The organism is Microvirga rosea, from assembly GCF_020595095.1.
GTDB classification, from domain to species: Bacteria; Pseudomonadota; Alphaproteobacteria; order Rhizobiales; family Beijerinckiaceae; genus Microvirga; species Microvirga rosea.
In genome coordinates, this window is record NZ_JAJDOP010000006.1 from 195,497 (window position 1) to 219,610 (window position 24,114).

21 protein-coding genes are annotated in these 24,114 nt (G+C 57.0%); 14 read left to right on the forward strand and 7 right to left on the reverse strand.

Annotated elements, in window-relative coordinates; genetic code table 11:
• Positions 1–137: 137 nt before the first annotated feature.
• Positions 138–1,619, forward strand: a complete 1,482-nt coding sequence (locus LJD17_RS16930) for a methyl-accepting chemotaxis protein (RefSeq protein WP_227385373.1) — start codon at positions 138–140, stop codon at positions 1,617–1,619.
• A gap of 13 nt (positions 1,620–1,632) precedes the next feature.
• On the opposite strand, the gene LJD17_RS16935 is transcribed toward LJD17_RS16930, so the two are convergent.
• On the reverse strand, positions 1,633–2,097 hold the full coding sequence (locus LJD17_RS16935) for a hypothetical protein (protein WP_227385374.1): 465 nt from the start codon (positions 2,095–2,097) through the stop codon (positions 1,633–1,635).
• Between the two features lie 197 nt (positions 2,098–2,294).
• On the opposite strand from LJD17_RS16935, the gene LJD17_RS16940 reads away from it, so the two are divergent.
• The 11 genes from LJD17_RS16940 to LJD17_RS16990 all read left to right on the forward strand — a co-directional run bounded on the left by LJD17_RS16940 (position 2,295) and on the right by LJD17_RS16990 (position 16,673).
• Positions 2,295–2,552 (forward strand): DUF2171 domain-containing protein, encoded by a 258-nt coding sequence (locus LJD17_RS16940; RefSeq protein ID WP_227385375.1) that lies wholly within the window; start codon positions 2,295–2,297, stop codon positions 2,550–2,552.
• A gap of 950 nt (positions 2,553–3,502) precedes the next feature.
• Positions 3,503–5,329, forward strand: coding sequence for an ABC transporter permease (locus LJD17_RS16945; RefSeq protein WP_227385376.1), 1,827 nt, complete (start codon positions 3,503–3,505; stop codon positions 5,327–5,329).
• A gap of 48 nt (positions 5,330–5,377) precedes the next feature.
• Entirely contained in the window at positions 5,378–6,616 is a 1,239-nt protein-coding gene (locus LJD17_RS16950) for an ABC transporter substrate-binding protein (protein WP_227385377.1), read from the forward strand.
• A 35-nt stretch (positions 6,617–6,651) separates the two neighbouring features.
• The gene (locus LJD17_RS16955; RefSeq protein WP_227385378.1) at positions 6,652–7,779 is read left to right on the forward strand and encodes an ABC transporter ATP-binding protein; all 1,128 of its coding nucleotides are present in this window, start codon (positions 6,652–6,654) and stop codon (positions 7,777–7,779) included.
• 66 nt (positions 7,780–7,845) lie between these two features.
• The gene (locus LJD17_RS16960) at positions 7,846–8,469 is read left to right on the forward strand and encodes a protein-tyrosine phosphatase family protein (protein WP_227385379.1); all 624 of its coding nucleotides are present in this window, start codon (positions 7,846–7,848) and stop codon (positions 8,467–8,469) included.
• Between the two features lie 14 nt (positions 8,470–8,483).
• The gene (locus LJD17_RS16965) at positions 8,484–9,314 is read left to right on the forward strand and encodes an inositol monophosphatase family protein (protein WP_227385380.1); all 831 of its coding nucleotides are present in this window, start codon (positions 8,484–8,486) and stop codon (positions 9,312–9,314) included.
• Between the two features lie 361 nt (positions 9,315–9,675).
• Complete coding sequence (locus LJD17_RS16970) at positions 9,676–11,541, forward strand: ABC transporter permease (RefSeq protein ID WP_406600830.1); 1,866 nt, start codon at positions 9,676–9,678, stop codon at positions 11,539–11,541.
• Positions 11,541–12,677, forward strand: coding sequence for an ABC transporter ATP-binding protein (locus tag LJD17_RS16975; protein ID WP_227385382.1), 1,137 nt, complete (start codon positions 11,541–11,543; stop codon positions 12,675–12,677). Before LJD17_RS16970 ends, LJD17_RS16975 begins: the two co-directional genes overlap by 1 nt.
• A gap of 98 nt (positions 12,678–12,775) precedes the next feature.
• Positions 12,776–13,924 carry an ABC transporter substrate-binding protein gene (locus LJD17_RS16980; protein WP_406600831.1) on the forward strand — a complete coding sequence of 383 codons (1,149 nt, stop codon included), beginning with the start codon at positions 12,776–12,778 and terminating at the stop codon, positions 13,922–13,924.
• A gap of 97 nt (positions 13,925–14,021) precedes the next feature.
• Positions 14,022–14,891, forward strand: a complete 870-nt coding sequence (locus LJD17_RS16985) for an inositol monophosphatase family protein (RefSeq protein ID WP_227385383.1) — start codon at positions 14,022–14,024, stop codon at positions 14,889–14,891.
• 15 nt (positions 14,892–14,906) lie between these two features.
• Entirely contained in the window at positions 14,907–16,673 is a 1,767-nt protein-coding gene (locus LJD17_RS16990; RefSeq protein WP_227385384.1) for a metallophosphoesterase family protein, read from the forward strand.
• On the opposite strand, the gene LJD17_RS16995 is transcribed toward LJD17_RS16990, so the two are convergent.
• Together LJD17_RS16995 and LJD17_RS17000 are read right to left on the reverse strand one after the other, a co-directional pair.
• On the reverse strand, positions 16,631–17,656 hold the full coding sequence (locus LJD17_RS16995; protein ID WP_227385385.1) for a LacI family DNA-binding transcriptional regulator: 1,026 nt from the start codon (positions 17,654–17,656) through the stop codon (positions 16,631–16,633). The genes LJD17_RS16990 and LJD17_RS16995 overlap by 43 nt on opposite strands.
• A gap of 337 nt (positions 17,657–17,993) precedes the next feature.
• Positions 17,994–18,305, reverse strand: a complete 312-nt coding sequence (locus LJD17_RS17000; RefSeq protein WP_227385386.1) for an HU family DNA-binding protein — start codon at positions 18,303–18,305, stop codon at positions 17,994–17,996.
• Between LJD17_RS17000 and LJD17_RS17005 the strand changes: the two genes are divergently transcribed.
• A complete protein-coding gene (locus LJD17_RS17005; protein WP_227385387.1) occupies positions 18,289–18,471 on the forward strand; it encodes a hypothetical protein in 183 nt (60 codons plus the stop codon). The genes LJD17_RS17000 and LJD17_RS17005 overlap by 17 nt on opposite strands.
• 583 nt (positions 18,472–19,054) lie before the next feature.
• Here the strand turns inward: LJD17_RS17005 and LJD17_RS17010 are convergent.
• From LJD17_RS17010 to LJD17_RS17025, 4 genes are all read right to left on the reverse strand, one after another.
• Positions 19,055–19,615 (reverse strand): GNAT family N-acetyltransferase, encoded by a 561-nt coding sequence (locus tag LJD17_RS17010; RefSeq protein ID WP_227385388.1) that lies wholly within the window; start codon positions 19,613–19,615, stop codon positions 19,055–19,057.
• A gap of 610 nt (positions 19,616–20,225) precedes the next feature.
• Positions 20,226–21,353, reverse strand: a complete 1,128-nt coding sequence (locus tag LJD17_RS17015; protein ID WP_227385389.1) for a DUF2778 domain-containing protein — start codon at positions 21,351–21,353, stop codon at positions 20,226–20,228.
• 195 nt (positions 21,354–21,548) lie between these two features.
• The gene (locus tag LJD17_RS17020; RefSeq protein ID WP_227385390.1) at positions 21,549–22,079 is read right to left on the reverse strand and encodes a GNAT family N-acetyltransferase; all 531 of its coding nucleotides are present in this window, start codon (positions 22,077–22,079) and stop codon (positions 21,549–21,551) included.
• A 251-nt stretch (positions 22,080–22,330) separates the two neighbouring features.
• Positions 22,331–22,684 carry a DUF1428 domain-containing protein gene (locus LJD17_RS17025; RefSeq protein ID WP_227385391.1) on the reverse strand — a complete coding sequence of 118 codons (354 nt, stop codon included), beginning with the start codon at positions 22,682–22,684 and terminating at the stop codon, positions 22,331–22,333.
• A gap of 661 nt (positions 22,685–23,345) precedes the next feature.
• Here LJD17_RS17025 and LJD17_RS17030 point away from each other — a divergent pair.
• Positions 23,346–23,753 carry a DUF1236 domain-containing protein gene (locus tag LJD17_RS17030; RefSeq protein ID WP_227385392.1) on the forward strand — a complete coding sequence of 136 codons (408 nt, stop codon included), beginning with the start codon at positions 23,346–23,348 and terminating at the stop codon, positions 23,751–23,753.
• Positions 23,754–24,114 lie beyond the last annotated feature (361 nt).

Genomic DNA, 24,114 nt, shown 5'->3' on the forward strand with positions numbered 1-24,114 from the left:
TAAGGCTTCCTTAAGATATTCTGGTCCAATTTGTTTCGGTGCGGCGGCGGTATGAGCTTCCGAAGCCGTGTCGCGTCGACCCTCTGTCGAGGCCGTGTCGCGCGCTAGAGCAAGCATCAGTTTGAAAGTTAAGGATCATGATCGTGTTTCGGTCGGCTGACGAAATGAAGGCCAAGCTCACCGCGCTCTTCCGATCACAAGCTGTCATCGAGTTTTCCCTCGACGGAACGATCCTCGCTGCAAACGAAAATTTCCTTTCCGCATTCGGCTACGCGTTGTCTGAGATCAAGGGCAAGCATCACAGCCTGTTCGTCGATCCTTCAGAGCGGGACAGTGCCGAATATCGAGAGTTCTGGGCTTCGCTCCGTCGCGGAGAATATCAGTCCGCCCAATATAAACGTATCGGCAAGGATGGGCGCCACGTGTGGATCCAGGCGTCCTATAATCCATTGATCGGTCGCAACGGCAAACCCTACAAGATCGTGAAGTTCGCGACCGACGTCACGAAAGACAAGCTGCGAAATGCCGAATTCGAAAGCCAGATCATGGCGATCGACCGGGCGCAGGCCGTTATCGAGTTCAATCTCGACGGAACGATTCTGACCGCGAACAACAATTTTCTTGCTGTCATGGGATACCGGCTGGACGAGATCCAGGGAAAGCATCACAGCATGTTCGTCGAACCCGCGGTCCGCGACGGTCAGGAGTATCAGCAGTTCTGGTCGGCGCTGGCACGCGGCGAGTTTCAGTCGGCCCAGTTCAAGCGGATCGCAAAGGGGAAGCGAGAAGTTTGGATCCAAGCTTCCTATAATCCGATCTTGGACGCAGAAGGCCACCCGTACAAGGTGGTGAAATTCGCGACCGATGTGACGACGCAGGTTCGGGAGCGCATGCGCCGCGCGGAACTTCAGAAGTCGATCGTGGCCGATCTTGGTGAAATCACCGGTGCCGTCGCGGATGTCACCCGTCAGACATCCCACGCGGCCGATGCTTCGACGCAGACATCCGCCAACGTCCAAGCCGTCGCCGCGGGCGCAGAGCAACTGGCCGCCTCCGTCGGAGAGATCAGCGAGCGGGTGAGCCACGCACTGACGATCTCGACGGAGGCCGTCGAGCAAGGCAAGCAAGCCAACGTGATGGTATCGACGCTTGCCGCGGCGGCCCAGAAGATCGGAGAGATCACGACGCTGATCCAAGCGGTTGCCTCACAGACCAATCTGCTGGCCCTGAATGCGACCATCGAAGCGGCACGGGCCGGCGAGGCCGGTCGAGGTTTTGCGGTGGTCGCGTCCGAAGTGAAGGATCTGGCGACGCAGACCGCGAAGGCCGCGGAGGACATCAGTCACCAGATTGGCCAAACCCAGGCGGCGACGCGCCAAGTGGTGGAGTCCATCGACACCATTACCTCGACCATCGTCAGTGTGAACGAGATCTCCCTTGCTATCTCCGCCGCTATCGAGGAGCAGTCCACGGTGACGCGGGAGATGTCCGAGAACATGCAAACCGCATCTCAGAGCGTTTCCGCCATCAGCCGCAGTATGAATGAAATCGCTCTTTCGGCAGAATTGGCAAACACCGCGACCATGAAGGTTCGTGAAGCTTCATCCGCACTGGGCTAGGCTTCCGTTGGCCTTATCGGCACTCGTCCTCTCGTGTCAGACACTGCGCCAGCAGCGCAGTGGCCGCATTCCACTTACCGATTGCATCTCCTCGCGCCTCAGGGGATGCGGATCGGAGGGCGGCGTAGGTGTCGCGGATAGCGTTCAATCGCTGGCGTAATCCGTTGATCGCGCGCTCGCCTTTCTCATATCGGGCGATGGTGGCCTCCGGCAGGGGCACCACTTCAAGAAAGCACTCCCGGGGCATGCAGACCACATTCGCGTCGGCGGAAATGCCTAACGGCGTATCGACGCGCTGGTAAACCTCGTAGTCCTTGCTGTTGGCCGTCGTCACCAGAAAGAGACCCCCATACCCTTGTTCCATGATCCTGACGGCCACGGGGCGGGTCGTCTCGTCGGCATTGCCGGAGCTGATCCAGGAAAAGGGGAGGCTGCAGGCAAGGCACGCCGTCAGAACGGTTTTGAGATCATAAGCCATGGGTCTTGCTCCCACGCGATATCTGGGCGGGAAGTGCTTGACGTCAACATCAGCCGGCAGCCTCGTGGGTCCCGGACAGGAGACGGGCCTCGGGCAGATTGTGACTGGCCTGCTCATGACCCTTCGGGTTCGCGGATGGCACGGCGTGCATCCAAAACCTGCTTCTCGCGTTATACGGGGGCATTGGAGGAACTCCCATGGTTGATAGCAGCCAAATCCGCGAACATATGGACGTGATCGGCGCCGATGGTGCTCATGTGGGAACCGTGGACCGTGTGGAAGGCAACCGCATCAAGCTGACAAAGCAGGACAGCGGCGAGGGCTCTCACGGGGGACATCATCACTTTATTTCCTTGGCCTTGGTTGCCGATATCGAAGGCAACAGGGTTCGCCTTTCAGCCAACGGCGACGTGGCCGTGACGTTTGAGGAGGAAGCTGGGGGCTCCCAGGCTTGACGGTTTCGATGGCGGTTTAAGGACTAGCGCAGGGCAGGCGCGCGGCGCTAAAGGTCAAGCTTGCTCCCTATATGGCGCTGCCTTGACAGTCTGTGCTTTTGCCGGAAAACGGCACGGTAGAGCGCAGGCGCCCTTGTATGTCGGCATTTCATGCCCATATCAGCCTTACCCCAGCGGACATTATGTGGACTTCGGAAGAGCAGGCGTCACTGCTTTCTTCCGCCGTGATCGGCTAGGACGGATGTACTCCGGCCGATCAGATCCTGCGCTCGCCTGACGATGCGAGCGCCCGTCTGGTATCCTATCAGCCCAGGCCCGTAGCTGGCGCGGCGCGAGATGCGAAGGCATCCGGCCCGTTCGCCCCGGAGCCTGGGCTTATTCCTTTCGGCGGTCGATCGATCTTTGCCTGCTTTAATGACGCACCAACGCAACAAAGGCCGCCCGCAATGGTTTGCGATGGTCCCTCTGGACAATTTCCTCCCAAACTTCCTCGCCAGCGGACAGCTGGCGAGGTTTTTGTGTCGGGGCGTCTCGTTCGCACTATGAATAGCCGGAAACCGGTTTGGGGTCTGGGTCACAGCTACCCTAATGCAATCCATTGCAAAGGCGAACAGCAAGCTCCGCGCATAGTCAGGAATGATTGCTCTGTGCCGGTAGTCGTACTCCAATCTGTTTCTTTGTAGCTTTCAGACAAAGCCTGAATTTCCTCAAGCTCTGCCGATGACCGGCTTGCAGGGCAAAGGAGGCCCTTGCCAACGTTGCACGCGTGTGCAAATCTTGCCTCCTGTGAATGATCCTTCGGGTCCGCTCGGCACCGGAGATAGATCATCAGAGACGAGAGCGAACTGAGTGCCACACGGGCGATGCCCGAGCTGAGCACACCAAAAGTCAGTCGCAGGTGAGGAACGCTTCGGAGCTGTCCCAGATGGCTCCAGGAGGAACATTCGAGCATGAGCAGTTCTGCGACTAGGACGTCAGCGTATTCCGTAGCAGGTCCCTTCCTGAGTCGCTTGTGGCACTCCTTCACGCAACCTGAACGTCTTCTGGGCCTTCTGCTGGCTCTCATTCTAGGTGCGTTGGTTCTCGTTCCTCTCTTCGAACTGATCCGTGAAACCCTGACCGTCCAGCCCTATGATCGCGCCTATTTGCCCAAAGCCCAGCCGGGCGAATTTACGCTGTTCCACTACGAGCGTGTATTTGCCGGACGCCTGTCCTGGGCGATCTTTTACAAGCCGTTCTTCAATTCGCTGATCACTGCTTTCGCGGCAACCGCCATCTGCTTGTGCCTCGGCGCTGGTCTTGCTTGGTTGGTCGTTCGCACGAACATCCCGTTCCGCGATTTTCTGCATACGCTCGTCATGATCCCCTACATGCTGCCATCCTGGGTGATGGCTTTGGCATGGATCACGTTTTTCAAGAATGATCGTATCGGAGGCGCTTCCGGCGCGTTCGCATACTTCTTCGGGATTCAGCCGCCGGATTGGATTGCCTATGGCCCCCTTCCGATCATCATCTGTCTGTCCCTGCATTACTACGTTTACTCGTACCTCTCCGTGTCGAGCTCGATCACGAGCGTCGATAGTCAGCTGGAAGAGGCGGGAGCCATGGCTGGGCTCTCACGCATGAAGCAACTTCTTTGGATCACAGCTCCGCTTCTGCTTCCCGCCATCGGTTCGGCGGTGGTGATGACCTTCATTCGCGTGGTTGGTTCGTTCGGCACGCCCGCCGTTCTTGGAATGCCCGTGCGCTATTACGTTTTGCCGACGCAGATCTACGCCGCCATGGGCACACGCAACGCCGGCGATGGATTCCTGCTGGCGCTCGTGCTCGTCGTTCTCGCGTGTCTGTTCATCTTCATCAATCAGCGGCTCATCGGCGTCCGCAAAAGCTTCGTGACGCTTTCCGGCAAGGGCTTTCGGACCAAGGAGATTGATCTCGGTCGTTGGCGTTGGCCCCTTTTCGCCATGGTCATGTTCCTCATGACGGCGGCGGTAGCTTTCCCGCTTGTTCTTCTGGTACTTCAATCGCTGATCAAGACGGCGGGCAATTACAGCCTCAGCAATCTGACCCTGCATTACTGGTTCGGAGGCGGGGGCGAGGGGGTCGACCAATTGCAGGCGGCTCTGGTTGATAATGCCAACATCATCGATGCGACCTGGAACAGCCTGAAGCTGTCCTTCCTCACCGCGATGACGACCGGTATCTTCGGTTTTCTCATCGGATATGTGGTCGTGCGGACGCGTGGCTCTCTCACATCGCGAGCCTTGGAGCTGGTGGCGTTCCTGCCCTACATCTTCCCGGCGCTCGCCTTCGGGGCAATCTATATCGGCATGTTCGCGCGTCCGTTCGGGCCCATCCCGGCGCTTTACGGGACATTTGCGCTTCTCGTCCTCATCTGCTCGGTCAAGACGCTGCCCTTCACATCTCGCACCGGGATTGCCGCGCTTCTGCAGATCGACAAGTCTCTTGAAGAGGCTGCCCGCGTCCAAGGGATCGGCTGGTTCCGGCGCATGCTCAGGATCGTTGTTCCCATTGCGGCTGGCGGGCTGCTCTCCGGCATGTTGCTCAGCTTCATCAGCATCATGCGGGAATTGTCTCTGATCATCCTGCTCGTAACGCCATCGACCAATGTGCTCGCCGGCGTCATCTACAACTATCAGAATCAGGACATGCCTCAGCTCGTTGGCGTCGCAACCGTGTTGCTCGTGGCGATCGTGATTGGTGTCAACCTGATCGTTCGCGCTCTTTCAAGAAGAACGCGCATCGGAGCAGCCTGATCGCTCTGGCTGCGCCCATACAACGAGAAGAACCGGAGGAAGCTTACCATGATCCCGACACTACGAAGCGCCAAAGCACTGTTCGCGGCTGGAGCACTCGCCGTAACTCTCTCGGCGCCCGTGCTGGCGCAGCAGGCAGACCCGAAGTGGGACGCCTGGTTGCAGAAGAGTCAGCTCGGACCCTACCAGAAGGACGAGAAATGGGACGACGTGGTCGCCAACGCCAAGAAGGAAGGCGAAGTCGTCGTATACTCGTCCACCGGTACGATGTTGAAAGTGGCTGAGGATTTCGCGAAATTCTATCCGGAGATCAAGGTCAAGGCATACGATCTCGGCTCGGAAAAAACGATCGAGAAGGTCGTGCGCGAGCACCAAGCCGCTGTCTATGCGGCCGACGTCGTCTATTCCGGCGGCACCGAGCAGATGGTTTTCGATCTTTTGCCAAACCACCGCATCGTCAATTACGTGCCGTCCTACCTGAAGGACAAGGTTCCTGATGAGTACCGTGAGCCGCTTCTAACCCATGTGATCGAAGCATACGGTATTTTCTATAACTCGGAGACCTATCCGCAGCCGCCGATAAAGAGCATTTGGGAGTTGACCGAGCCGCAATGGAAGGGCCGCTTCTCAATGAAGTCGCCGGCGGGGTCTCTCACCACGCTCATGACGCTTGCAGCCATCGTCGAGCATTCGGACGAGATGCAGAAAGCCTATGAAGAACATTATGGCAAGAAGCTGGAGCTTTCGTCGGGCATTGAGAATGCCGGTTACGAGTTCCTTCATCGGCTGATCGGCAACGACATCGTCATCTCTGATAACAGTTCCAAGATCGCAACGGCCGTTGGACTGCGCGGGCAGGCCAAGCCTCCGATGGCGTTCTCGGTGATCCACTACTTGACCAAGAACCAGAGCGACAACTATGCGAATGCGATTCCATACGATCTGAAACCCTCCGCGCTCTATTCCTACTCGACCTATGTGGCCATTGCCGGGCAGGCGCCGCACCCCAATGCCGCGAAACTCTTCGTGGCCTTTCTAATGGGCAGCAAGGACTTGAACCTATCCTCGGAACTAAAGCCGCCGTTCCGGTCGGGCAAGTCGTTGGAACTCCTTCAGGGAATGGCCGCCTTCTATCAGATCGGGACCTTCTCGCCTCGTACCGATGTTCCGCCGCCGCCCTACAGCGAGATGTGGCCAAAGGCCAAGAAGCTCACCGCGTCGCCCGAATTCGTAAAGGACAATATCGCCAAGATCAGCGATTTCTGGATGGCTGAGACAAGCCGATAATTCCTTCCCGGATACCTTCGAGCGAGAAACATCTTATGTCTGAAATCGTCCTCAGAAACATCACGAAATCCTATGGAAGCCATACGGCAATTCCCGGCCTGGATCTCGACATTCCAAAGGGTAGCTTCGTGACGCTTCTGGGGCCGTCCGGATGCGGCAAGACGACCACCTTGCGCGTCATCGCCGGTCTGGAGCAGGCGACGACCGGCGAGGTGTCCCTTGGCGGGAAGACCGTCTACTCCAGCCGGACCGGGACGTTCGTGCCGCCCGAGCGGCGCGGGCTCGGCTTTATCTTCCAAAGCTATGCCCTTTGGCCCAACATGAAGGTCGATAGAAATATCACCTTGGCGTTGTCGGAGGCCAAGCAGTCACCGCCGGTGATCAAGGAGCGCCTGGCGGAAGCTCTGGCAAAGGTTCAGCTCACGGGTCTTGCCGATCGCTATCCTTCGGAGCTGTCGGGCGGCCAGCAACAGCGTGTGGCGGTCGCCCGTTTGATCGCGGCCCGCAATTCCATTCTTCTGATGGATGAACCGTTGTCGAACCTCGATGCGAAGCTCAGGACGGAAATGCGCACTGAGCTCAAGCGTCTGCATCGTGAGCTCGAAGCCACGACGGTCTACGTCACTCATGATCAGGTCGAAGCGCTGACGATGTCCGATATTATCGTCGTGATGAAGGACGGTATTATTCAGCAGCAGGGATCGCCCTACGAAATCTACCACGATCCGGCTAATCTCTTTGTTGCGGAGTTCATCGGCGATCCGAAGATCAATCTCCTTGATGGCGTGCTTGCCACCGTTGCCGGGGAGCATGTCATTCGTTTCGAGGGGATGGAAATTCCAGTCGCGGCCGGGCTGGAACGGGCAGAAGGACCGGTGACGCTAGCGATCCGACCGGAAAATATCTCCATTGTCGAGCGGCCGGGCCCGGCTAGCCTCCCGGCGGAGGTTGACATCGTTCAGCCGACTGGTTCGCAAACGATCATTTCCCTCTCGGTCAAAGGGCATAGGATCACAGCCCTGATCCCGCGCTTCGAAACCAGTTTGCCGAAAAAATCGATCTGGATCGACTTTCCTGCTGACCGCCTTTCGTTTTTCGACAAGGGAACCGGTCAGCGCATTCCACTGAAGGGACCGGCGCTTGAGGCGTCCCATGCCGCCTGAAGATCAAGGCATTCCTACCGAATGCCTTCAACAAACATGACGCGAGACTGAGGACCACAATTTCGCATGACGAACCCGTTCAAATTCAACCGCCCGCCTATGAGCCTCATCGTCGAGGATCTGCCTCCTTTCGGCGTCAAACTTTTCGTAGGAGGCGCCGCGGCTGCGGCCGATAGGGATCTTCTCGAGCGCAATGATATCGCCATTGCCGTCAATTGTGCGGTGAATCTGGATATCGACTATCTGACGGGAGCCGGGGAGTCGGAAGTGACCTCCGTGCACGGGCCAATCCGAAACTACAAGCTTGGTCTCATCGATGATGCGGGAAACCCCGATACCATGCTGCTCGCCGGTTACTATCTCCTGGATGGAGCACTCCATCAGCAATTGCCGGATCGGAGTACATATCCACATCGCAGGCGGGGCAACGTGCTCCTGCATTGTCGCGGTGGGCGCAGCCGTTCGGTCATTCTCGCCGCTCTCTATATCCACATCCAGATGCCGGACCGATTCCCGACCCTCGATGCCGCGATCGATCATCTGCGCGCCACTCGTGAATTGCATCCGAGTGAGTGGATGGAAACGCCAAAGCCCATGCTTGTCGAAGCCGCTCGCCACGCCGCGTCCTGGATCAGGCGGATCGAGCAGGAAAAGCACCCAGCTCCGAAGCTCGCAGCTTCCCAAGGTTAAGCAGGAATCTCACGATGTTGGCAAACAATATGGCTCAGGCGGTGAACGTGGTCGCTGAAAGCCTCGACGAAGGGGCCGGTCTGAGACTTCCTGTTGCATGCGCAGCAGCGCGCGAAGCAGGGTTTCTGGCTCGGCGCAGGTTCAACGGACGCCCCGGTCTCTCCAGTATCAATCTCAAGGGCCATCAAGACTATCTCTCGGCGGTCGACGCCGAGGTGGAGGGGCTGTTGAGGTCCCGCTTGCTGTCAAGCTTTCCGGACGATTCCTTCTTCGGCGAGGAAGGAGGAGGCTCGTTCGACAATAACGTGTGGGTTGTCGACCCGATCGACGGCACAGCAAATTTCGTTCGCGGCATCGCGCAGTTCTGTATCTCACTTGCCTATGTGCGGGATGGGAAGACCCAGATTGGGATCATCTATGACCCCATGGCGGATGAATTGTTCGTTGCCGAACGGGGCAGGGGGGCGACGCTCAATGGTGAACCCATTCGCGTGAGCGGCCTCGACGACATCAAATCTTCGACAATCGAGGCAGGATGGTCCAACCGTTTGCCCTTCAGTCGCTATGTGGAGATGGTCGCCCGCCTTCTGGACGATGGGGCAGGAATCCGACGGGGCGGATCAGGTGCGCTCGCGCTCGCCTACGTCTCAGCCGGCCGGATAGACGGATATTGCGAGCTGCACATGAATTCTTGGGACGCGCTAGCCGGAATGCTGTTGATCGAGGAGGCTGGCGGGTGGGTCAATGATTTTCTCGCCAACGACGGTCTGCGCGACGGCAACAGCGTTCTTGGTTGCACGCCGGGCTTGCGGAACAGCCTGACACGTCTGACCGGTGTCGCCTGATACGCGACAAATCAGCGTTATCGCCGATCGCCAGCGAGAGCATTGTATCAAAGGAGAAACCGCAAGGAAGTTTGAACTGCAGACGTAGACCTGTGGAAGCGAGGCAAAGATCAGGAATCGGATCAGCATCCGAAAGAACCTGGCGGCCTTCAATCGACAAGATTGCACAGGTAACGAGGACCAAGGGAGGATAATGTGAGACGTATTACGGCCACAACCATTGGCTGGATTGCACTTTGCAATCATGCCCACCTGCGCAAAGTTGGGCTGCACGATGTTCCTGATGAACTCAGGGGAACGAATATTCTTCGGCCGCTGCCAGGAGGTGCAACTTCTATACGATCAATGCGGGTGACGGCCTATGCAACCTCTTAGCTCGTCCGCCAAAGACCCTGACACGGTAGATGGCGAACCCCGTGTCGCCTTCGTGCAACCGTCGTCGTATGAGCGCCTCCGGTACAGATTGATGTCGGCCCTGAGGGAGCCGACGACCATTATTGGTCTCTTGACAGCTCTTCTGTTTGCTTACCTGATCGTCGTGCCGGTAGCATCCATGCTGACCGATGCGGTGCACGTTCAATTTGGCGACGAAAGGCGAGTGGGCAAACCGTTCGGCGAGCTGACCGTTTATTACCTTTCGAGAGCATTCGTTTCACCGATCTCGAGTACATTGTTCTGGACACCGCTCTTGAACACGCTCTCGGTATCCTTCGGCGCCATCCTTCTTTCGTTTCTCGTCGGCAGCCCACTGGCTTGGCTTCTTAGCCGAACCGACATGTTTGGACGCAAGTGGTTCGCCACGGCGCTGATCGTTCCGTACATGCTGCCGGCCTGGACCTTCGCCCTCGCCTGGACGACCTTGTTCAAGAACCGGACGGTGGGCGGACAGCCTGGGTGGATCGAGGCGCTGGGATTTACCCCGCCGGATTGGCTGGCTTATGGCCAGGTGCCCATCACCATCGTTCTGGCCCTGCACTATACTCCCTTCATTATATTGCTGTTCGGAACGGCCCTCCGGCGGTTCGACTCTCAGCTCGAGGATTCCGCGCGAATTCTCGGTGCGCGGCAGCACCAGGTCGCCTGGCAGATCATCCTGCCGCTCATGCGCCCGGCGTTGCTCTCAGCCATGGTGCTGATTTTCGCCAAGTGCTTGGGTGAATTCGGTGTGCCTTATGTTCTCGGCCTGCCGGTCAAGTTCGAAGTGCTCTCGACATCGCTGTTCAGGAGCATATCGTCCCGCCAGAGCGGGGTGGCGGCCGTTCTTGCAGGGGCGATCATGCTGATCGGTGTCATCACGCTCCTGGTAGACGCCAAATTGGTGAAGGAAGCGCGCCGGTTCGTCACGGTCGGCTCCAAAGGCACGATGAACCGGCTGACACGCCTCGGACGGATGCGGATCGTCGCGGCTCTGTTCGCCGGAACGGTCTTTGCTCTCAGCGTCGGACTCCCATTGCTGACGCTCTTTTTGTCCACCATCATGGAGGCGCCTGGCCGCTTCACCCTGGACAACTTTACCCTCGACTACTGGATAGGGCGCGATCTGAACAATGTCGCTCTCAAGACAGGTATCCTCCTGAGTCCTGATCTCTGGAATGCAGCCTGGAACACCATGTGGATCGTCGGCTTGGCCTCGATAACTTCCGGCATCCTTGGGCTTCTCGTCGGGTACGTCGCTGTCCGGACGCCGTTTCGGCCGCTCGCGACGTTCCTGCGTCAGGTCACGTTCCTGCCTTATCTCGTTCCCGGCATTGCGTTCGCGACCGCGTATCTCTCGCTGTTCGCCGTGCAGCGCGGGCCTATTCCGGCCCTCTATGGCACGACGGCGATCCTCATGCTGGCTCTCATCGCTGATCAGATGCCGTATGCGTCGCGTGCCGGCGTTTCGGCCATGATGCAGCTGGGAAAGGACCCGGAAGAGGCAGCGCAAATTGCCGGCGCGGGGTGGCTTCGGCGCATGCTGATGATCGTCATTCCCATTCAAAAGGGGTCATTAGTGACAGGAATCCTGCTTCCTTTCATCTCGGGCATCAAAGGTCTTAGCCTGTTTGTTGTGCTGGCGGTTCCGAGCACGGACGTCCTCACGACGTTCTCCTTACGCCTTGTGGATTATCATTACACCCAGGCCGCGAATGCCGTCGTTCTGATCGTTGCAGGCATTGCCTATGCAGGAACGCTCTTGGGGCAAAAACTCACGCGGACCAACATCGCTGAAGGACTAGGTGGCTAATGCCGACAATCACTTTGCATGATGCACAAAAGACCTATGGTGCCGGTGCCGCCAATGCGGTCTCCAACCTCGATCTCGAAATCGGCGACGGGGAGTTCATGTGCCTGCTCGGGCCGTCCGGTTGCGGAAAAACCACAACCTTACGGATGATCGCCGGTCTCGAAAATCTCTCCGGAGGAGAAATCCGGATTGGTGAGCGAGTTGTCGATTCCGTTCGGCAAGGAATTTTCATTCCCCCCGAAAGGCGGGAGATGGGCCTTGTCTTTCAAAGCTATGCGCTCTGGCCTCATCTGACCATCGAGCGTAATACCGACTTCGGTCTTCGGCTTCGGAAGGTTCCGAAGAAGGAGCGGGAGGCCCGGGTCGAGCAGGTGATGCGTGCCCTGGACATCGAAAAGTACCGGACACGTTATCCATCTCAGTTGTCCGGAGGGCAACAGCAACGCGTTGCTCTTGCACGCATGCTCGCCGTCAATCCCGGCATCCTGTTGCTCGATGAGCCCTTATCCAATCTTGATGCCAGATTGCGGCTGGAAATGAGGGCGGAGCTCAAGAGGATACACCGGGAGTACAGGACGACCATCGTTTTCGTCACCCATGACCAGTGGGAAGCAATGACGCTTGCCACTCGTATTGCCGTGATGAACGAGGGAACTCTTCAGCAAATCGGCACGCCAAATGAGATCTATGACTACCCCGCCAACAGATTTGTTGCCGAGTTCGTCGGTAGTCCACCGATCAATATTCTGCGCTTGGACGACGCGAACCGCACGGGCTTCGCCAATGCGGCCGGTCGATTCCTGGATCAGTGGCAGGCAGGATCAGAGGGAGCGGGCTCTCTCGGCATCCGACCGGAGGCTCTGCGTCTTTCCCTAACCGCGGAGCGAGTTCCGGAGGACTGCTTCAACTGCCCTGTCGAGGTGACTGGGATCCTGCCGACTGGCGGAAGCTGGATTCTCGAACTTGCCGGAGAGGGAGATCCTCTTTTCATGACCATGCATGAGGCACCTGAGATGGAGTTAGGCACCAAAGCGCACCTTTGGGCTAAACCACAGGCAATCCATGTCTTCGACGCTAACGGGCGACGATCCGCCGCCTTTGATCGAAGCGTTCGCCAACGCGCATTCGTCCAATAGCAAGATACTTCGTTCGACGCCATCGGATAGGGTGAAAGGGGCGCCTTTACGGTATCCCCTCATTGAAACGGAAGAAGACAACAGGGAGAGGAACGACGATGAGGAACAATCAGAAAATCCTGCCTCGTGAATTGAGGGCAGCCGCGCGGCGGGCCGCAGGCATTGCATCCCTCATGCTGGCCCTTCAAGGCACAGGTGCAACCGCGCAGGAGGCCGACGTAGAAGCGCTTCTTGCGGCGGCCAAGCAAGAAAAGCCGATCAATGTCTATGACAGCACCGGCAAGATCGTGGAGATCGCGAACGCGTTCAGCAAGAAATACGGGCTGAAAGCAACTGGAATGAAGGTCTCCGCCAACAGCCAGCTCGAGATGATTATCCGGGAAGGACGCGCAAATAACGTCCAGGGCGATGTCGTTCTGATCACGGATGCGCCAGCCGCATTCGCTCAGCTTGTTCCGCAGGGGTTCGTCGAGAGCTGGGTCCCACCCAGCATGACGACGAAAATCCCCGCCCAGTTCCAGAAACCGCTCGCGATTTCGACGAATGCCAACGTCTGGGCATACAACACGGAAGTGTATAAAAACTGCCCGATCAAGAACATGTGGGAGCTGACGGATCCCAAGTGGAAAGGGAAGGTCGCCTTTGTCGATCCGCTCACCAAAGGCAGCTATACCGACTGGTTCAACCAGATGGCGAAGCACGCGGATGATAAGGTCGCGGCTGCTTACAAGGAGCATTTCGGCAAGGAACTGAAGACCAGTGAAGCGAGCGCGACGGCAGCTTGGCTAAAAGCGTTTGCGAGCAATGGCCCTCTGGTTACGGACGGGGATGACCCTATTTCCGAGGCCGTCGGTGCGCCAGGGCAGAAAGCACCGTTCTTTGGCCTTATGAGTTCGGCCAAGTTTCGTGACAACCTGGACAAGGGCTACAAACTTGGATTGTGCACAGAGATCAAGCCTTGGGTCGGCTGGACCTATGTCAAGCTCGGTCTTATCGCGCAGAAAACAAAGAGTCCGAATACCGCTAAGCTCTTCATTCACTACCTTCTCACTCCCGAGGGAATAGGACCTCAGATGGAGGACGGTAAAATCCCGACAAACGCCGACATCAAACTGCCGAAGGACGAACCCTCAGGGATCGCCAACGTCACAGATCGCCTCTTCCAGTATGATGCATCATCTGGCCTCAGTGACTGGGACACCAGGCAGGACTGGCAGGACTTCTGGCGGATAAACTACAAAAAGTAAGTGCTTCCAGACGCCGATGGAGAGCCGCAACGCGCTCTCTGATCGGCGTCTCTCCAATGCCGGTTTTGGCCGTCTTTCTGTTTCCTGAGGTGCCTTTATGACTGATTTACGAGACTCGACCCGTCTTCATGACGTTGCTCGCCGGGCGGCGCTTGAGGTCCGCGATCCGTTGCTTGCAGCATTTCGCACAACAATCGCCGTTGATTACAAGGTCGATCTTCACGATGTGGTCACCGAGCACGACAAGCGCTCCGAGGAAACGATTACAAAGTTCATCATGCGTGAGGTTCCAGACTCCATGCTACTGGGCGAGGAGGGCGGCAGCGTGGGGAGCGGAGCGGTACAATGGTACGTGGATCCAATCGATGGTACCTCGAATTTCGCGCGCGGGCTTTCCTTTTGGTGCGTCTCTATTGCGGCGGTAATCGAGGGAGAGATCGTGGCGGGTGTCGTTTATGACCCTGTCGCCGATAATCTGTTCTCGGCGGATCTCAACGGCGCGTATCTCAACGGCCGGTCGATCAGGTCGAATGCTGTCCCGGACGAGCGGCGGGCGACACTTATTACCGGATATCCTGTCGCGCGGGATTTTCGGCTGGATGGCAAGCAACGAGCATTGGAGGACATCGGAGTTCTCATCGAGACATTCTCGACTGTAAGACGCCCTGGAAGCGCGGCACTCAGCATTTCGCATGTGGCTGCGGGTTGGGTCGATGCGGCGGTGGGCTTTGGCGTCAACCCATGGGATGTCACTGCTGCCATTCTGATCCTCAAGCAGGCACGGGGGAGCTATACGCCGTTGACGCTCGGCAAGGTTGCTTCCTCGTCGAAGGACTATCTCTGTCCAGGCTATGTTGCTTTAGGAGAAGGGGCGAATTATCCGACCTTAAATCGTATCGCCGAGAATATATCGCAGCGGCGGCAGGAGACTTCGGCCTCATCCAGCCTTTCCGTGGCTCGTGCTTGAACAGGTCGAGCGTTCATGAGGTTTGTCCCTAAACAGCCGGAAGCGGCCGTCCCGAAAATCGCGATCATTGCCGACCCCCATCTCCATGATATGTCCTTCCATCCCGATGAGGCAGGTGGAGACCTCAGATCGGTCCGGACTGTTGCCGACACAGTCACGTCAACCAGAATCTTCAACGAAGGCAGTTTTGCGTTCCGTGCCGCGCTCAAGGATATCGCGGATCGGGGCATCTCTCTTGTCGTAATCGCCGGCGACCTCTTGGACGATGGTCAAGTCTTCAACCGAGACGCAGCTGTTTCCCTGTTGCGAGAGTATTCGACCCATCATGGCATGCGTTTCTTCGCAACGCCCGGCAATCATGACCTGTTCGCAATGCCCGGGCGTCACATGAGCAAACGCTTCCTTAATCCGGATGGAACACATTTCCTGCTCACGAGCGATAAGGATATTCCACGAGGACGATCGAACCGGCGCATCATTACCGATGCTGCCTTCTGCGATGGCTATGAGGCCGCGCTCTCAGGGATGCGTGATCTGGGATACTTCAGGAGCGAAACCGACGTTCACTGGGAAAGCCCGTTTGGGTGCCACGATGCACTCGACGGACGAACATACGACGTTCAATCCGATGATGGGCTGACGAAAGCTGTGATGATCGACGCATCCTACCTCGTCGAACCGGTTGAAGGACTATGGCTGCTCTCGCTCGATGCGAATGTTTATAAACCGAAGAATGGCCAGGAACCAGGCTTCCGGGACATGAGTGAAATCGGGTGGAATGCTGTTCTGGAAAGCAAGCCATTTCTTCTCTCTTGGATTGAAGATGTCGTCCGGCGAGCTTCTGCATCGGGAAAGCACCTCTTGGTTTTCTCGCATTATCCGGTCATTGGGCCGCTGAGTACGACGTTGGATGATGAGATTCAGTTATTCGGCAAGACAAGCTTTGCTCGAAGAATGCCGCATTCCGCCGTCGCGGATGCCTTCCTTCATGCCGGCGTCAAGGTCCATTTTAGCGGTCATTGGCACGTCAATGAAACCTCTGCTCTGCACCGGGACAATACGTTTCTGATCAACATAGCCGTTCCATCACCGGCTGCGTTTCCGGCTGCGTACAAGATCGCCGAGTTCGAAGGAAAATTCCTCTCGATCGAAACGATCCCTCTGCATGACGCATCGGGGTTTGACTCGGCGTTCGAACTCTATGCGGTTGAAGCCAAACGCACTGCCCAGGATTACGGAGGGATTTTCGGTGCGGGCAGCTACCAAGAGTTCCTAAGCCGGCACCTCTCTCAGCTAGTGTATCGCCGTTATCTACCCAGGGAATGGCCGGACGATTTTGCTTTCACTGCGCAACGGCTTTCGGTCGGAGATCTTTTTGATCTCGCAGAGGGTAGGGAAATGCCGACTACCGCCGACCGAGATGAGAGCAATGCCCACACACAGGAGCGCGGCAAGGGTCGCGGCGCAGCTGTTATGAGGCTCCCATTCCTGGAGATGGTCGCTGATTGGTACAGGATCAGAAAGGGAAGACGGCTGGCGCTCGACGAGATCGCCGATGAGAGGATCGAGATCTATCAGGCTCTTATCTCTCGGTATGCGGCGAAATCCTGGGGCCCTACAACCCTCCAGTTCCGAATTGCGGGGCTCACGCGGATGCTGCAGCAGTATTTAGCTGGCCCACCATCCAAGGATTTCGTGATTGATCTCGTAACGGGTGAGATCGTCGATCTGTCGCCGCCCTATTTTGGCCGTACCGACTTGCGCCAAACCGGCAGAGGCTGAAGCCTGATGGGGGCGTTTTCCTGACGCACGTCCACTGGCTTCTCCAAGTGTTGCACGATGTGATCGGCGATCTGGTCTATAGGCTGGCGGAACGTCGTCAGATTATATGATGTCCACCCGGCCTGCTCAATATCATCGAATCCGATCACGCATAGGTCGTTTGGGATCGACATTCCGAACTCGTGTCGGGCAACGTCCATGAACCCGAAAGCCAAAAGGTCTGTGACACAAAACGCCGCATCGGGTGTATCGGACCGGCTCAGCAACATTCGGGCTGCTTCGGCACCGGACGCATAAGCGGTGGGCCCGCAGCGAGCTACAATGACTTCTATGCCAGCCTCTGCGGCAGCAAGCTGAAAGGCATTCTCACGGCCGACGAGGCTTGGTGTGCCAGCTTGAGAGGATACCACTGCAATTTTCCGGCAGCCTGCTCGCCGGAGCATGTGAAAGGCTTCTCTCGCGGCAATCGCGCTATCAACGATGATGTTCTCAGGACCATTCAGATGATCGTCTCGGTTGATAAGAATGATATGCTGACCGTTGTTGATGCACGTGTCGATCAGCGAAGCATTCGGCGCTCCGGAGAGTACAACTGTCGCGTCCGCTCGATAGTTGAGGGACTTACGCAGCGCACCCGTCACGCTTTCGTTCTCGCCGGAGGTATTGATGACCATGGCGACCTTGTCGATCTCCTGGAGACGCCGAGTCATGGTCTCGAGCATTCTGGCTTGGTAGGGAGTATTGATGTCGGCGGCGATGAGGCAGACGATATCGCTGCGCTCGTGAATAAGGCCGCGCGCGAGGTGGTTGACGTGGTAGCCGAGAGCCTCTGCTGCTTTCATGACCTTCTTGCGCGTCGCATCCGAGACGCTCGCGCCAGAGGTAAATGTGCGAGAGACCGCCGAGCGTGATACTCCCGCAAGTTCTGCGACCCGCTGGGCACTGACGAATGTTCTGTTGGGCTTGATCTCTGGCACCGCCATACTCACAGCAAAGGTTGCGACTTGGGCCCCTGAACTAAAGCCAAGGCAACTCTCCATTCTATTTTAAGGCAATCCGAGTGGCAGACAAAGGGTCGTTTCATCCGAGGAACTGCGCGTTAGCTATCGGATGAGCGGGAAGCCTTCAAGATTTCTCTGAATTCAGAAGAGGGCAGCGGATGAAGAGGCTATTGGAAAATCGCCCGGGGACGCCTGTCCTCTGGGCCGCCGAAAGGACGGCTGGGCGCTAACAAGCAAGACGGTATTTGGCCAGACTTCGCATAGAGAGAGGCGCGTTGCGGAAGGGACCGATAGCCACGTCCCGCAACGCGCTGCATTGTTAGATCGACTCTTTCAGGTCCTTGGCTGGACGGAACGCGATCTTCTTCGAAGCCTTGATCTTAACGGGCTCGCCGGTCTGGGGATTGCGTCCCATGCGGGCCGCACGCTTTCTGACCTGCAGGATGCCGAGGCCAGCGAGGCGGATCTTCTCGCCCTTCTTGAGGCTCTTGGTGACCAGCTCCACGAAATCCGTCAGGATCTCATTGGCATGACGCTTCGGGAGTTCATGAAGCTCGGAGATCCGCTCGGCGATATGTTTCAAGGTCAGGATCGCTGCCTTGTCGCTGGTTGCCTTGGCGGAAGCCTTCACGGACTTCGAAGCTTTTGCCGAGGTTTTGGTTGCAGCTGCCTTGGTTGCGGCCTTTGCGGGCTTCTTCGAGGCTGCGCTTGCAGTTTTTGGTGTCGCGGCCTTGCGACTTGCTGTCGTCTTCGAAGACGCTTTAGATGCGGTTCTTGCCACTATGAGCTCCATATGACTTTGACCTGAATGTGGATCAGGCGCTGCATGAGCCTACTGCATGAATGTAAATCTGTGTAGTCGCCTCAGGGCGACCTCCACAGCCATAATGTACATTTTGCCGCCCGTCAGGTTATTGGCTCGATGCTCTTTAAGATGCGATTTTTTAATGCAGCGTTCTATGAATTTCATCGAAAACGAGTTGAGTGAGGGCATTGCAAAAGAACGTGAAAGTTGTTGAGTAGTATCAAACGAAACCCCAATTCCTTATGCTCGCTTCCTATGAAAATCTATATTTAGTCGCATTTTGGGGATTTGGAGCCAGATGGCTCTCGGATCTTGAGGGGCAGGCATTGTCTCTAAGTATAATTTCGATTTGTCGAAAGCCCTTGTGACGCAAGCTTGCTTGCGTCGTCCCTTCAGTTTCGATCAGGAGGCACATTGAACGAAGGCCCTGAGTCGCACGGTGGAGACGGCGAGGCCTCGGAATGTCAGAATCGCTTTCGAATGAATTTGGGGTGTCAAACAACCAAGCCGTCGAGGCAAGGCTGTTCCTGGACAACCCTGGCACGGTCTAAGTCGGAATAGGAGCGGATTGACGGTCAATCCTTCTCTAGCGACGACTTGTCCTCAACGACGTCCTCGTAGCTGCTGGTCAGCCGCTTCTCCATGGCAAAATTGTGGATGGGAACATTGCCGAGGAGGAACTCGCGCTTCTCAAGGACTTCGAGGCCGTGGCGTAGAAAAAAGCGTCTTGCAGCCGCGCTCGCCTCGACAAATATTCTGGCGGTGCCCGCCTCGCGGGCAGTGGCCTCCAGGACCCTATAAAGTGCTGCAGCGACCCCAAGCCCCACGACTTCGGGCGCACAGTAGAAATATCCGATATGTCCGTCCTGCTCGATGTCTCCGAACCCGATCAATCTGTTTTGCTCATCCGTAGCAACCATGGCTGTGCGCCCGTCGCCATATCGTTGACGCATCATCTCGACCGACGGAGTCAGCGAGGCCCAGGCTTCCACTTGTGCAGCAGTGTAGTCCCTCGGACCGAGCCCGCGCACAGACCTCTCATAGAGTTCCACAAGACCTGAAGCATCAGCATCGCGGTATTTTCGAATTCGCATCGCAGGCCCGTTGGAGTTTCTCTGGTCGGGGGAAATTTCCATCTGCCTGGGAACTTGGCATTAAATCAAGCGCTCCCGGACCCACGCGCATTTTTCAAACAGCAGTTCCTTTAGTGCCTTCTGGCTATTCACGGGACGCGGCATGCAAGACAAGCGGGTAAGGGCGGAAGGCTCTGCTCTTGGACGATGGTCTATTCCTCTGCTAGGTGTGAGCGTTGCATGGTCCATGAAGTGCATGTTGCGGAGGCGTCCATGAATCCAGTGTCTGCGATCCTCGTACATGTTGCGGACATACAGAAGGCGGTCTCGTGGTACCAGGCTGCGTTTCCGCAGGCGGTTCCCACAACCAGCGAGCCGTCTGGATTCGTGTTCCTCAAGATTGGCGGGATACAGCCGGAGCTGGTTTATGCCGATGAGAAGGTGTCCAGTGGCGCTGCAGGCACTGTCGTTTATGGCGTGCGGAGGACTTCGGCGCCTCGCTCGACCATCTCACGCAGATTGGCGCAGTCCTCTATCGTGGCCCCATGGAGATCGACGGAGGCCTTTGGATGTGCCGAGTGCGGGATCCATGGGGTAACTACATCGGAATCAGAGGCCCGCGCCTTTGAAGCATTGGCACCGCTAAGTGTCGGAGTGCGGGCCCTGGGGCTCGTCAACCGTCGCGGGCCAAGCGCGATCCGTTGCGGTTGTTGACGATGCGCGGCAAGACATCCTGTCCGCGTCCCGTCACGACAACCAGTCGCTTCACTTCGCCCCTTAAATAGGCTTGCAGAAAGCGGTCATAATTTTTGAAGGAAACGCATCCATTGGAGTCTCCGTTCGGACCCAGCATGTAGGTATGCGCGAGGATGCCATCCCGTCCATAGATGGCGGCGCTGCCGCCGATTGGGTTGAGCCGCAAGGCGCGTACACCATGGAAAAGCCTCTCGCGTTCCGTGAGATCATATGTGCCGGGCGGAGTAGCACCGCGCATGCGCACATGCACATACCGCGGATCGTCGAGCTTGTCCCCTAGACCGGAGTGGGCCTCCAGGCGTTCGCCATTTGGCATATAGACCACCTGGGCGCTGATATCGTAGACCGCAACGCCGGCGCTAGGGGCTGCGGTGGAGTTGAAGCGGGACGTCGGCGCAATGCTTCCGGTGCCATTTTCCAGCGCTGCGTAACTCATGGCGGCGGCAGGCGGAGACGGTGGCTGCGCAGAGGGTCGTATTCCGAAAAGCTTCTCAAAGAACGAGGGATTGTTCGCCGATGTCGTCGGCTGAGTGGTTGCCGTACGCGTTGCTGCGGTTGATGTGCTTGCCATCCGCGGCAGGTCCGTCGACTTTTGAGGCGTCGGACCCGCGGGGCGTGGCACGGGGAGGGGTACAGGCTGAGTGGACAGGGCCATCCTCGCCGGGGGGATCGGCGGCAACGGCTGGACATTCTCCTGAATATTCGAGGCAGCAACCTGCTCCAGAGGAATAGCAGGAGGTGGTGGCGAGCGGAGCGCCGCCGCCAGCGGCGCATTGCGTCCCAAGTCCAGCGCCTCCGGTTTGAGTGCCGGAGCAGGGTCAAGAATGGCCCGATCGTACGTTCTGACCGAAGCTGTCGCGCTAACCTCCGGATTAGTGAATCCGGAAGAGGAACGCTGTTCGAGCTGTCGATTGTCCTGAGGAGAATGATCGATCAAAAGTGCCGCAGTGCTCGTCAGGATCGTCGCGAGCATCGCGACCAGAGCAAGCTGGGATCGCCTTTTCTGCCGCACGCGACCGCCGGACGGATAAACAATGTGCACCATGGCAACTCTACGCAACTACACGGCCGGGTATGGCAAGGCTCCATAAAACAGGGAGTCTCCTTTGCAGGAGCGGAGCCGTCATACGCAGGACCAAATCTACTTCGGCTCAGTTAAACGACAGTTTGGTTAAATTATGGATAATCGGGCAAGTCGGCCGATGGTGCTAAAAGTGGGCGACATCCTTGGAACGGATGTCTACGCGCGAGCCGGGTTTTGAAGGTTGAGGGTGTAGAGTTGACTTTCCGCTTGATCTTCGAAGATGTGGGTTTCAAGCAGGCGGAAGCCTTCGTCGATCAGAATATGGGCTGATTTGATATTCGACGGGTGTACGGTTGCTCGCGCCTCCATCAGGCCGACAGTGTCACGGAGATAGGCTATGAGATTGTTCACGAACTCTCGTCCATAACCTCGTCCCCAGCGCGTCTTGCAAAAGCCATAGATGATCTCCGGAGGCGCGTTTGGAGGGCGAGCAAGCCCGCCCCAGCCAATCAGAGTCGAGGAATGCCTTTCTATGATGGCTCCGGTCCCGAACCCATGGCGGGAAACGTTGCTCCGCGACACCCTAATCCACTTGGCGGTGGTTTTTCGGTCAAGTGGTTGTCCATCGCCCACATACCTCACAACCTCAGGGTCGGCGACGATAGTGGAAAGCGGATCAAGGTCTTGGTTCTCGAACGGACGAAACAACAATCTTGAAGTCGTAAAGAAAACCTCGGGTAGCTTCATGCGTGTTCTCATAATGACACGTCGCATTCTTCAATAAGATGCTCTTAGCTTTGTCAATTCATGAGAAGCGTTCAGGAATGCTGAAGATTTGCGCCGGACGTGAAATGCCGATTGCTCCAGAAGCGAGAATGTGAATGCCAATCGCATCGGTCAGAGTTGAACATCCCCACATTTGAAGAAGAGAGCGACGCCCGTGGGCGTCGTCCATAGGGATCGAAATATCAGGCGCTAGAGCTTCACAAGGCGTGCGTCTAGACATCAAGGATTGGGGCGAAGCCTCCGAAGATCATGCGCTTTCCGTCGAACGGCATCTGTTCTCCCATGGCCTTCATTCGCGGATCGCTCATGATTTTCTTGTTGGCGGCATCCCGAACTTCTTTTGACGGATATTCGATCCAGCTGAAAACGACGACCTCGTCATCCTTCGCTTTCACGGCACCGCGAAAATCTGTCAACTTGCCGTCCGGAACATCGTCGCCCCAGCATTCGACCATGCGGGTTGCGCCAAACTCCTTGAACAGGGGAGCGGCTTCCGCGGCGTGTTTGCGATAGATCTCTTTGCTAGCCGCCGGAACAGCAATTACGAAACCATCGACGTATTTCATCAAGCGTCTCCTTGGATGATCTTGCGGATCACTGCCGCAAAATTCGAATGTTGGATGTATCAACCCGCCCTATAGGTTGATATCAACGTATAGGGCGGGTGTCAAATTCCAGACAAGCCCGTTTGTGGACTGGTACGAGGAATAGCCGCCCCCGAACCCGCTGCGCCTCGCTTCAGAGTTTGCTGGAAGGGCTTATGCCGAGGTTCCTATGGCGGTCTTGCCTGCAACCGTCTGGAAGTGGTCCTGCATCTTTGAGCGGACTGTAAAGACTGCAATCACGAGTGATGTCCAAGCTCAGCAATCGGAAGTTTCGCCCGAATTTCCAAAATGATTTTCTTGATACTATAAGCTAAAAATCAAGCATAACTGTTATTGATTGTGCGTTTGAAAAAAGGCTCATAAGAACAAATAACTTGTCGTTTTGAAATTGGTTCCATGGCGACAATATTCGCCGCTTTAGCCTGGGTCATGGTTTGATCGTCAGGTGCCAAAATCTGAATCAAAAATGAATAAGAAAGTTTGCTTGCTTTAAGTTTACGGGATTTATCTTTCCGTCGAAGTGGCCCCAAACTCTCCTGCCGCCTGAGCTTTGCATCAGAGGTGTCGCGGTGGGGGAAGAGGTTTGGAGCTGCGTCGAAAACGAAAACTGAGGAGTCAGCTTATGTCGAAGAATGTTCTTCTCGTTGGTGCCGTGCTTGCAGCCCTTATCCCCGCAGGCGCCTATGCTCAGTCCGGTGGTGCTGCCGCAGGCGCCGCAACGGGTGCAGTCGGCGGCGCTGTCGTCGGCGGTCCGGTCGGTGCGGCTGTCGGTGGAGTGACCGGTGCAATCGTTGGGGGGATTGCCTCTCAACAGCAGCCGGAATTTCGTGAATATGTAACAACTCAGAAGGTACCCTCCTACACCTATAAGGAAGAGGTCCGTGTCGGCGCTGTGCTCCCTTCAAGCGGCGTAACGTATTACGAGGTGCCAGCTGAATATAAGGTCAAGGGCTATCGCTATACGGTGGTCAACAATACCCCGGTCTTGGTCGAGCCCAAGAGCCACAAGATCGTTCAGGTCATTCGCTAGTCCGCTTCTCAGTGAATAAGAAGGGGGCGGCCGTCAGGCCGCCCTTTTTGATGAGGCCGAACGCAAAAGGCTTAACCGGCACCCCTTCAGTATAAGTGCCACAATCGAGGCAGGACTTCGCGCTATGCCTGCATATCCTGCATTGGGAGGCATATATGCGAGCCTTGAACAAAATCGTTATCGCGGCCGGCGCTGCGTACGCAATAAGCGCTATGGCGGCGCTAGCCGCCCCTGGCGGCAATCCTGGTCCACCCCCTTGGGCTGGCGGCCCTGGCGGCAACCCCCAGGCGCCCGGTCAAAACAGAGGCGCCCCCGGCCCCCTCGCAGGGGCAGGCCTGCCATTTCTCCTTATCGCCGGCGG

What these genes read in the sequence shown, in the direction of transcription:
- LJD17_RS16930 (WP_227385373.1), top strand. Translation starts at nt 138, where the DNA reads ATGATCGTGTTTCGGTCGGCTGACGAAATGAAGGCCAAGCTCACCGCG.
- LJD17_RS16935 (WP_227385374.1), bottom strand. Translation starts at nt 2,097, where the DNA reads ATGGCTTATGATCTCAAAACCGTTCTGACGGCGTGCCTTGCCTGCAGC.
- LJD17_RS16940 (WP_227385375.1), top strand. Translation starts at nt 2,295, where the DNA reads ATGGTTGATAGCAGCCAAATCCGCGAACATATGGACGTGATCGGCGCC.
- LJD17_RS16945 (WP_227385376.1), top strand. Translation starts at nt 3,503, where the DNA reads ATGAGCAGTTCTGCGACTAGGACGTCAGCGTATTCCGTAGCAGGTCCC.
- LJD17_RS16950 (WP_227385377.1), top strand. Translation starts at nt 5,378, where the DNA reads ATGATCCCGACACTACGAAGCGCCAAAGCACTGTTCGCGGCTGGAGCA.
- LJD17_RS16955 (WP_227385378.1), top strand. Translation starts at nt 6,652, where the DNA reads ATGTCTGAAATCGTCCTCAGAAACATCACGAAATCCTATGGAAGCCAT.
- LJD17_RS16960 (WP_227385379.1), top strand. Translation starts at nt 7,846, where the DNA reads ATGACGAACCCGTTCAAATTCAACCGCCCGCCTATGAGCCTCATCGTC.
- LJD17_RS16965 (WP_227385380.1), top strand. Translation starts at nt 8,484, where the DNA reads ATGTTGGCAAACAATATGGCTCAGGCGGTGAACGTGGTCGCTGAAAGC.
- LJD17_RS16970 (WP_406600830.1), top strand. Translation starts at nt 9,676, where the DNA reads ATGCAACCTCTTAGCTCGTCCGCCAAAGACCCTGACACGGTAGATGGC.
- LJD17_RS16975 (WP_227385382.1), top strand. Translation starts at nt 11,541, where the DNA reads ATGCCGACAATCACTTTGCATGATGCACAAAAGACCTATGGTGCCGGT.
- LJD17_RS16980 (WP_406600831.1), top strand. Translation starts at nt 12,776, where the DNA reads ATGAGGAACAATCAGAAAATCCTGCCTCGTGAATTGAGGGCAGCCGCG.
- LJD17_RS16985 (WP_227385383.1), top strand. Translation starts at nt 14,022, where the DNA reads ATGACTGATTTACGAGACTCGACCCGTCTTCATGACGTTGCTCGCCGG.
- LJD17_RS16990 (WP_227385384.1), top strand. Translation starts at nt 14,907, where the DNA reads ATGAGGTTTGTCCCTAAACAGCCGGAAGCGGCCGTCCCGAAAATCGCG.
- LJD17_RS16995 (WP_227385385.1), bottom strand. Translation starts at nt 17,656, where the DNA reads ATGGCGGTGCCAGAGATCAAGCCCAACAGAACATTCGTCAGTGCCCAG.
- LJD17_RS17010 (WP_227385388.1), bottom strand. Translation starts at nt 19,615, where the DNA reads ATGGAAATTTCCCCCGACCAGAGAAACTCCAACGGGCCTGCGATGCGA.
- LJD17_RS17015 (WP_227385389.1), bottom strand. Translation starts at nt 21,353, where the DNA reads ATGGTGCACATTGTTTATCCGTCCGGCGGTCGCGTGCGGCAGAAAAGG.
- LJD17_RS17020 (WP_227385390.1), bottom strand. Translation starts at nt 22,079, where the DNA reads ATGAAGCTACCCGAGGTTTTCTTTACGACTTCAAGATTGTTGTTTCGT.
- LJD17_RS17025 (WP_227385391.1), bottom strand. Translation starts at nt 22,684, where the DNA reads ATGAAATACGTCGATGGTTTCGTAATTGCTGTTCCGGCGGCTAGCAAA.
- LJD17_RS17030 (WP_227385392.1), top strand. Translation starts at nt 23,346, where the DNA reads ATGTCGAAGAATGTTCTTCTCGTTGGTGCCGTGCTTGCAGCCCTTATC.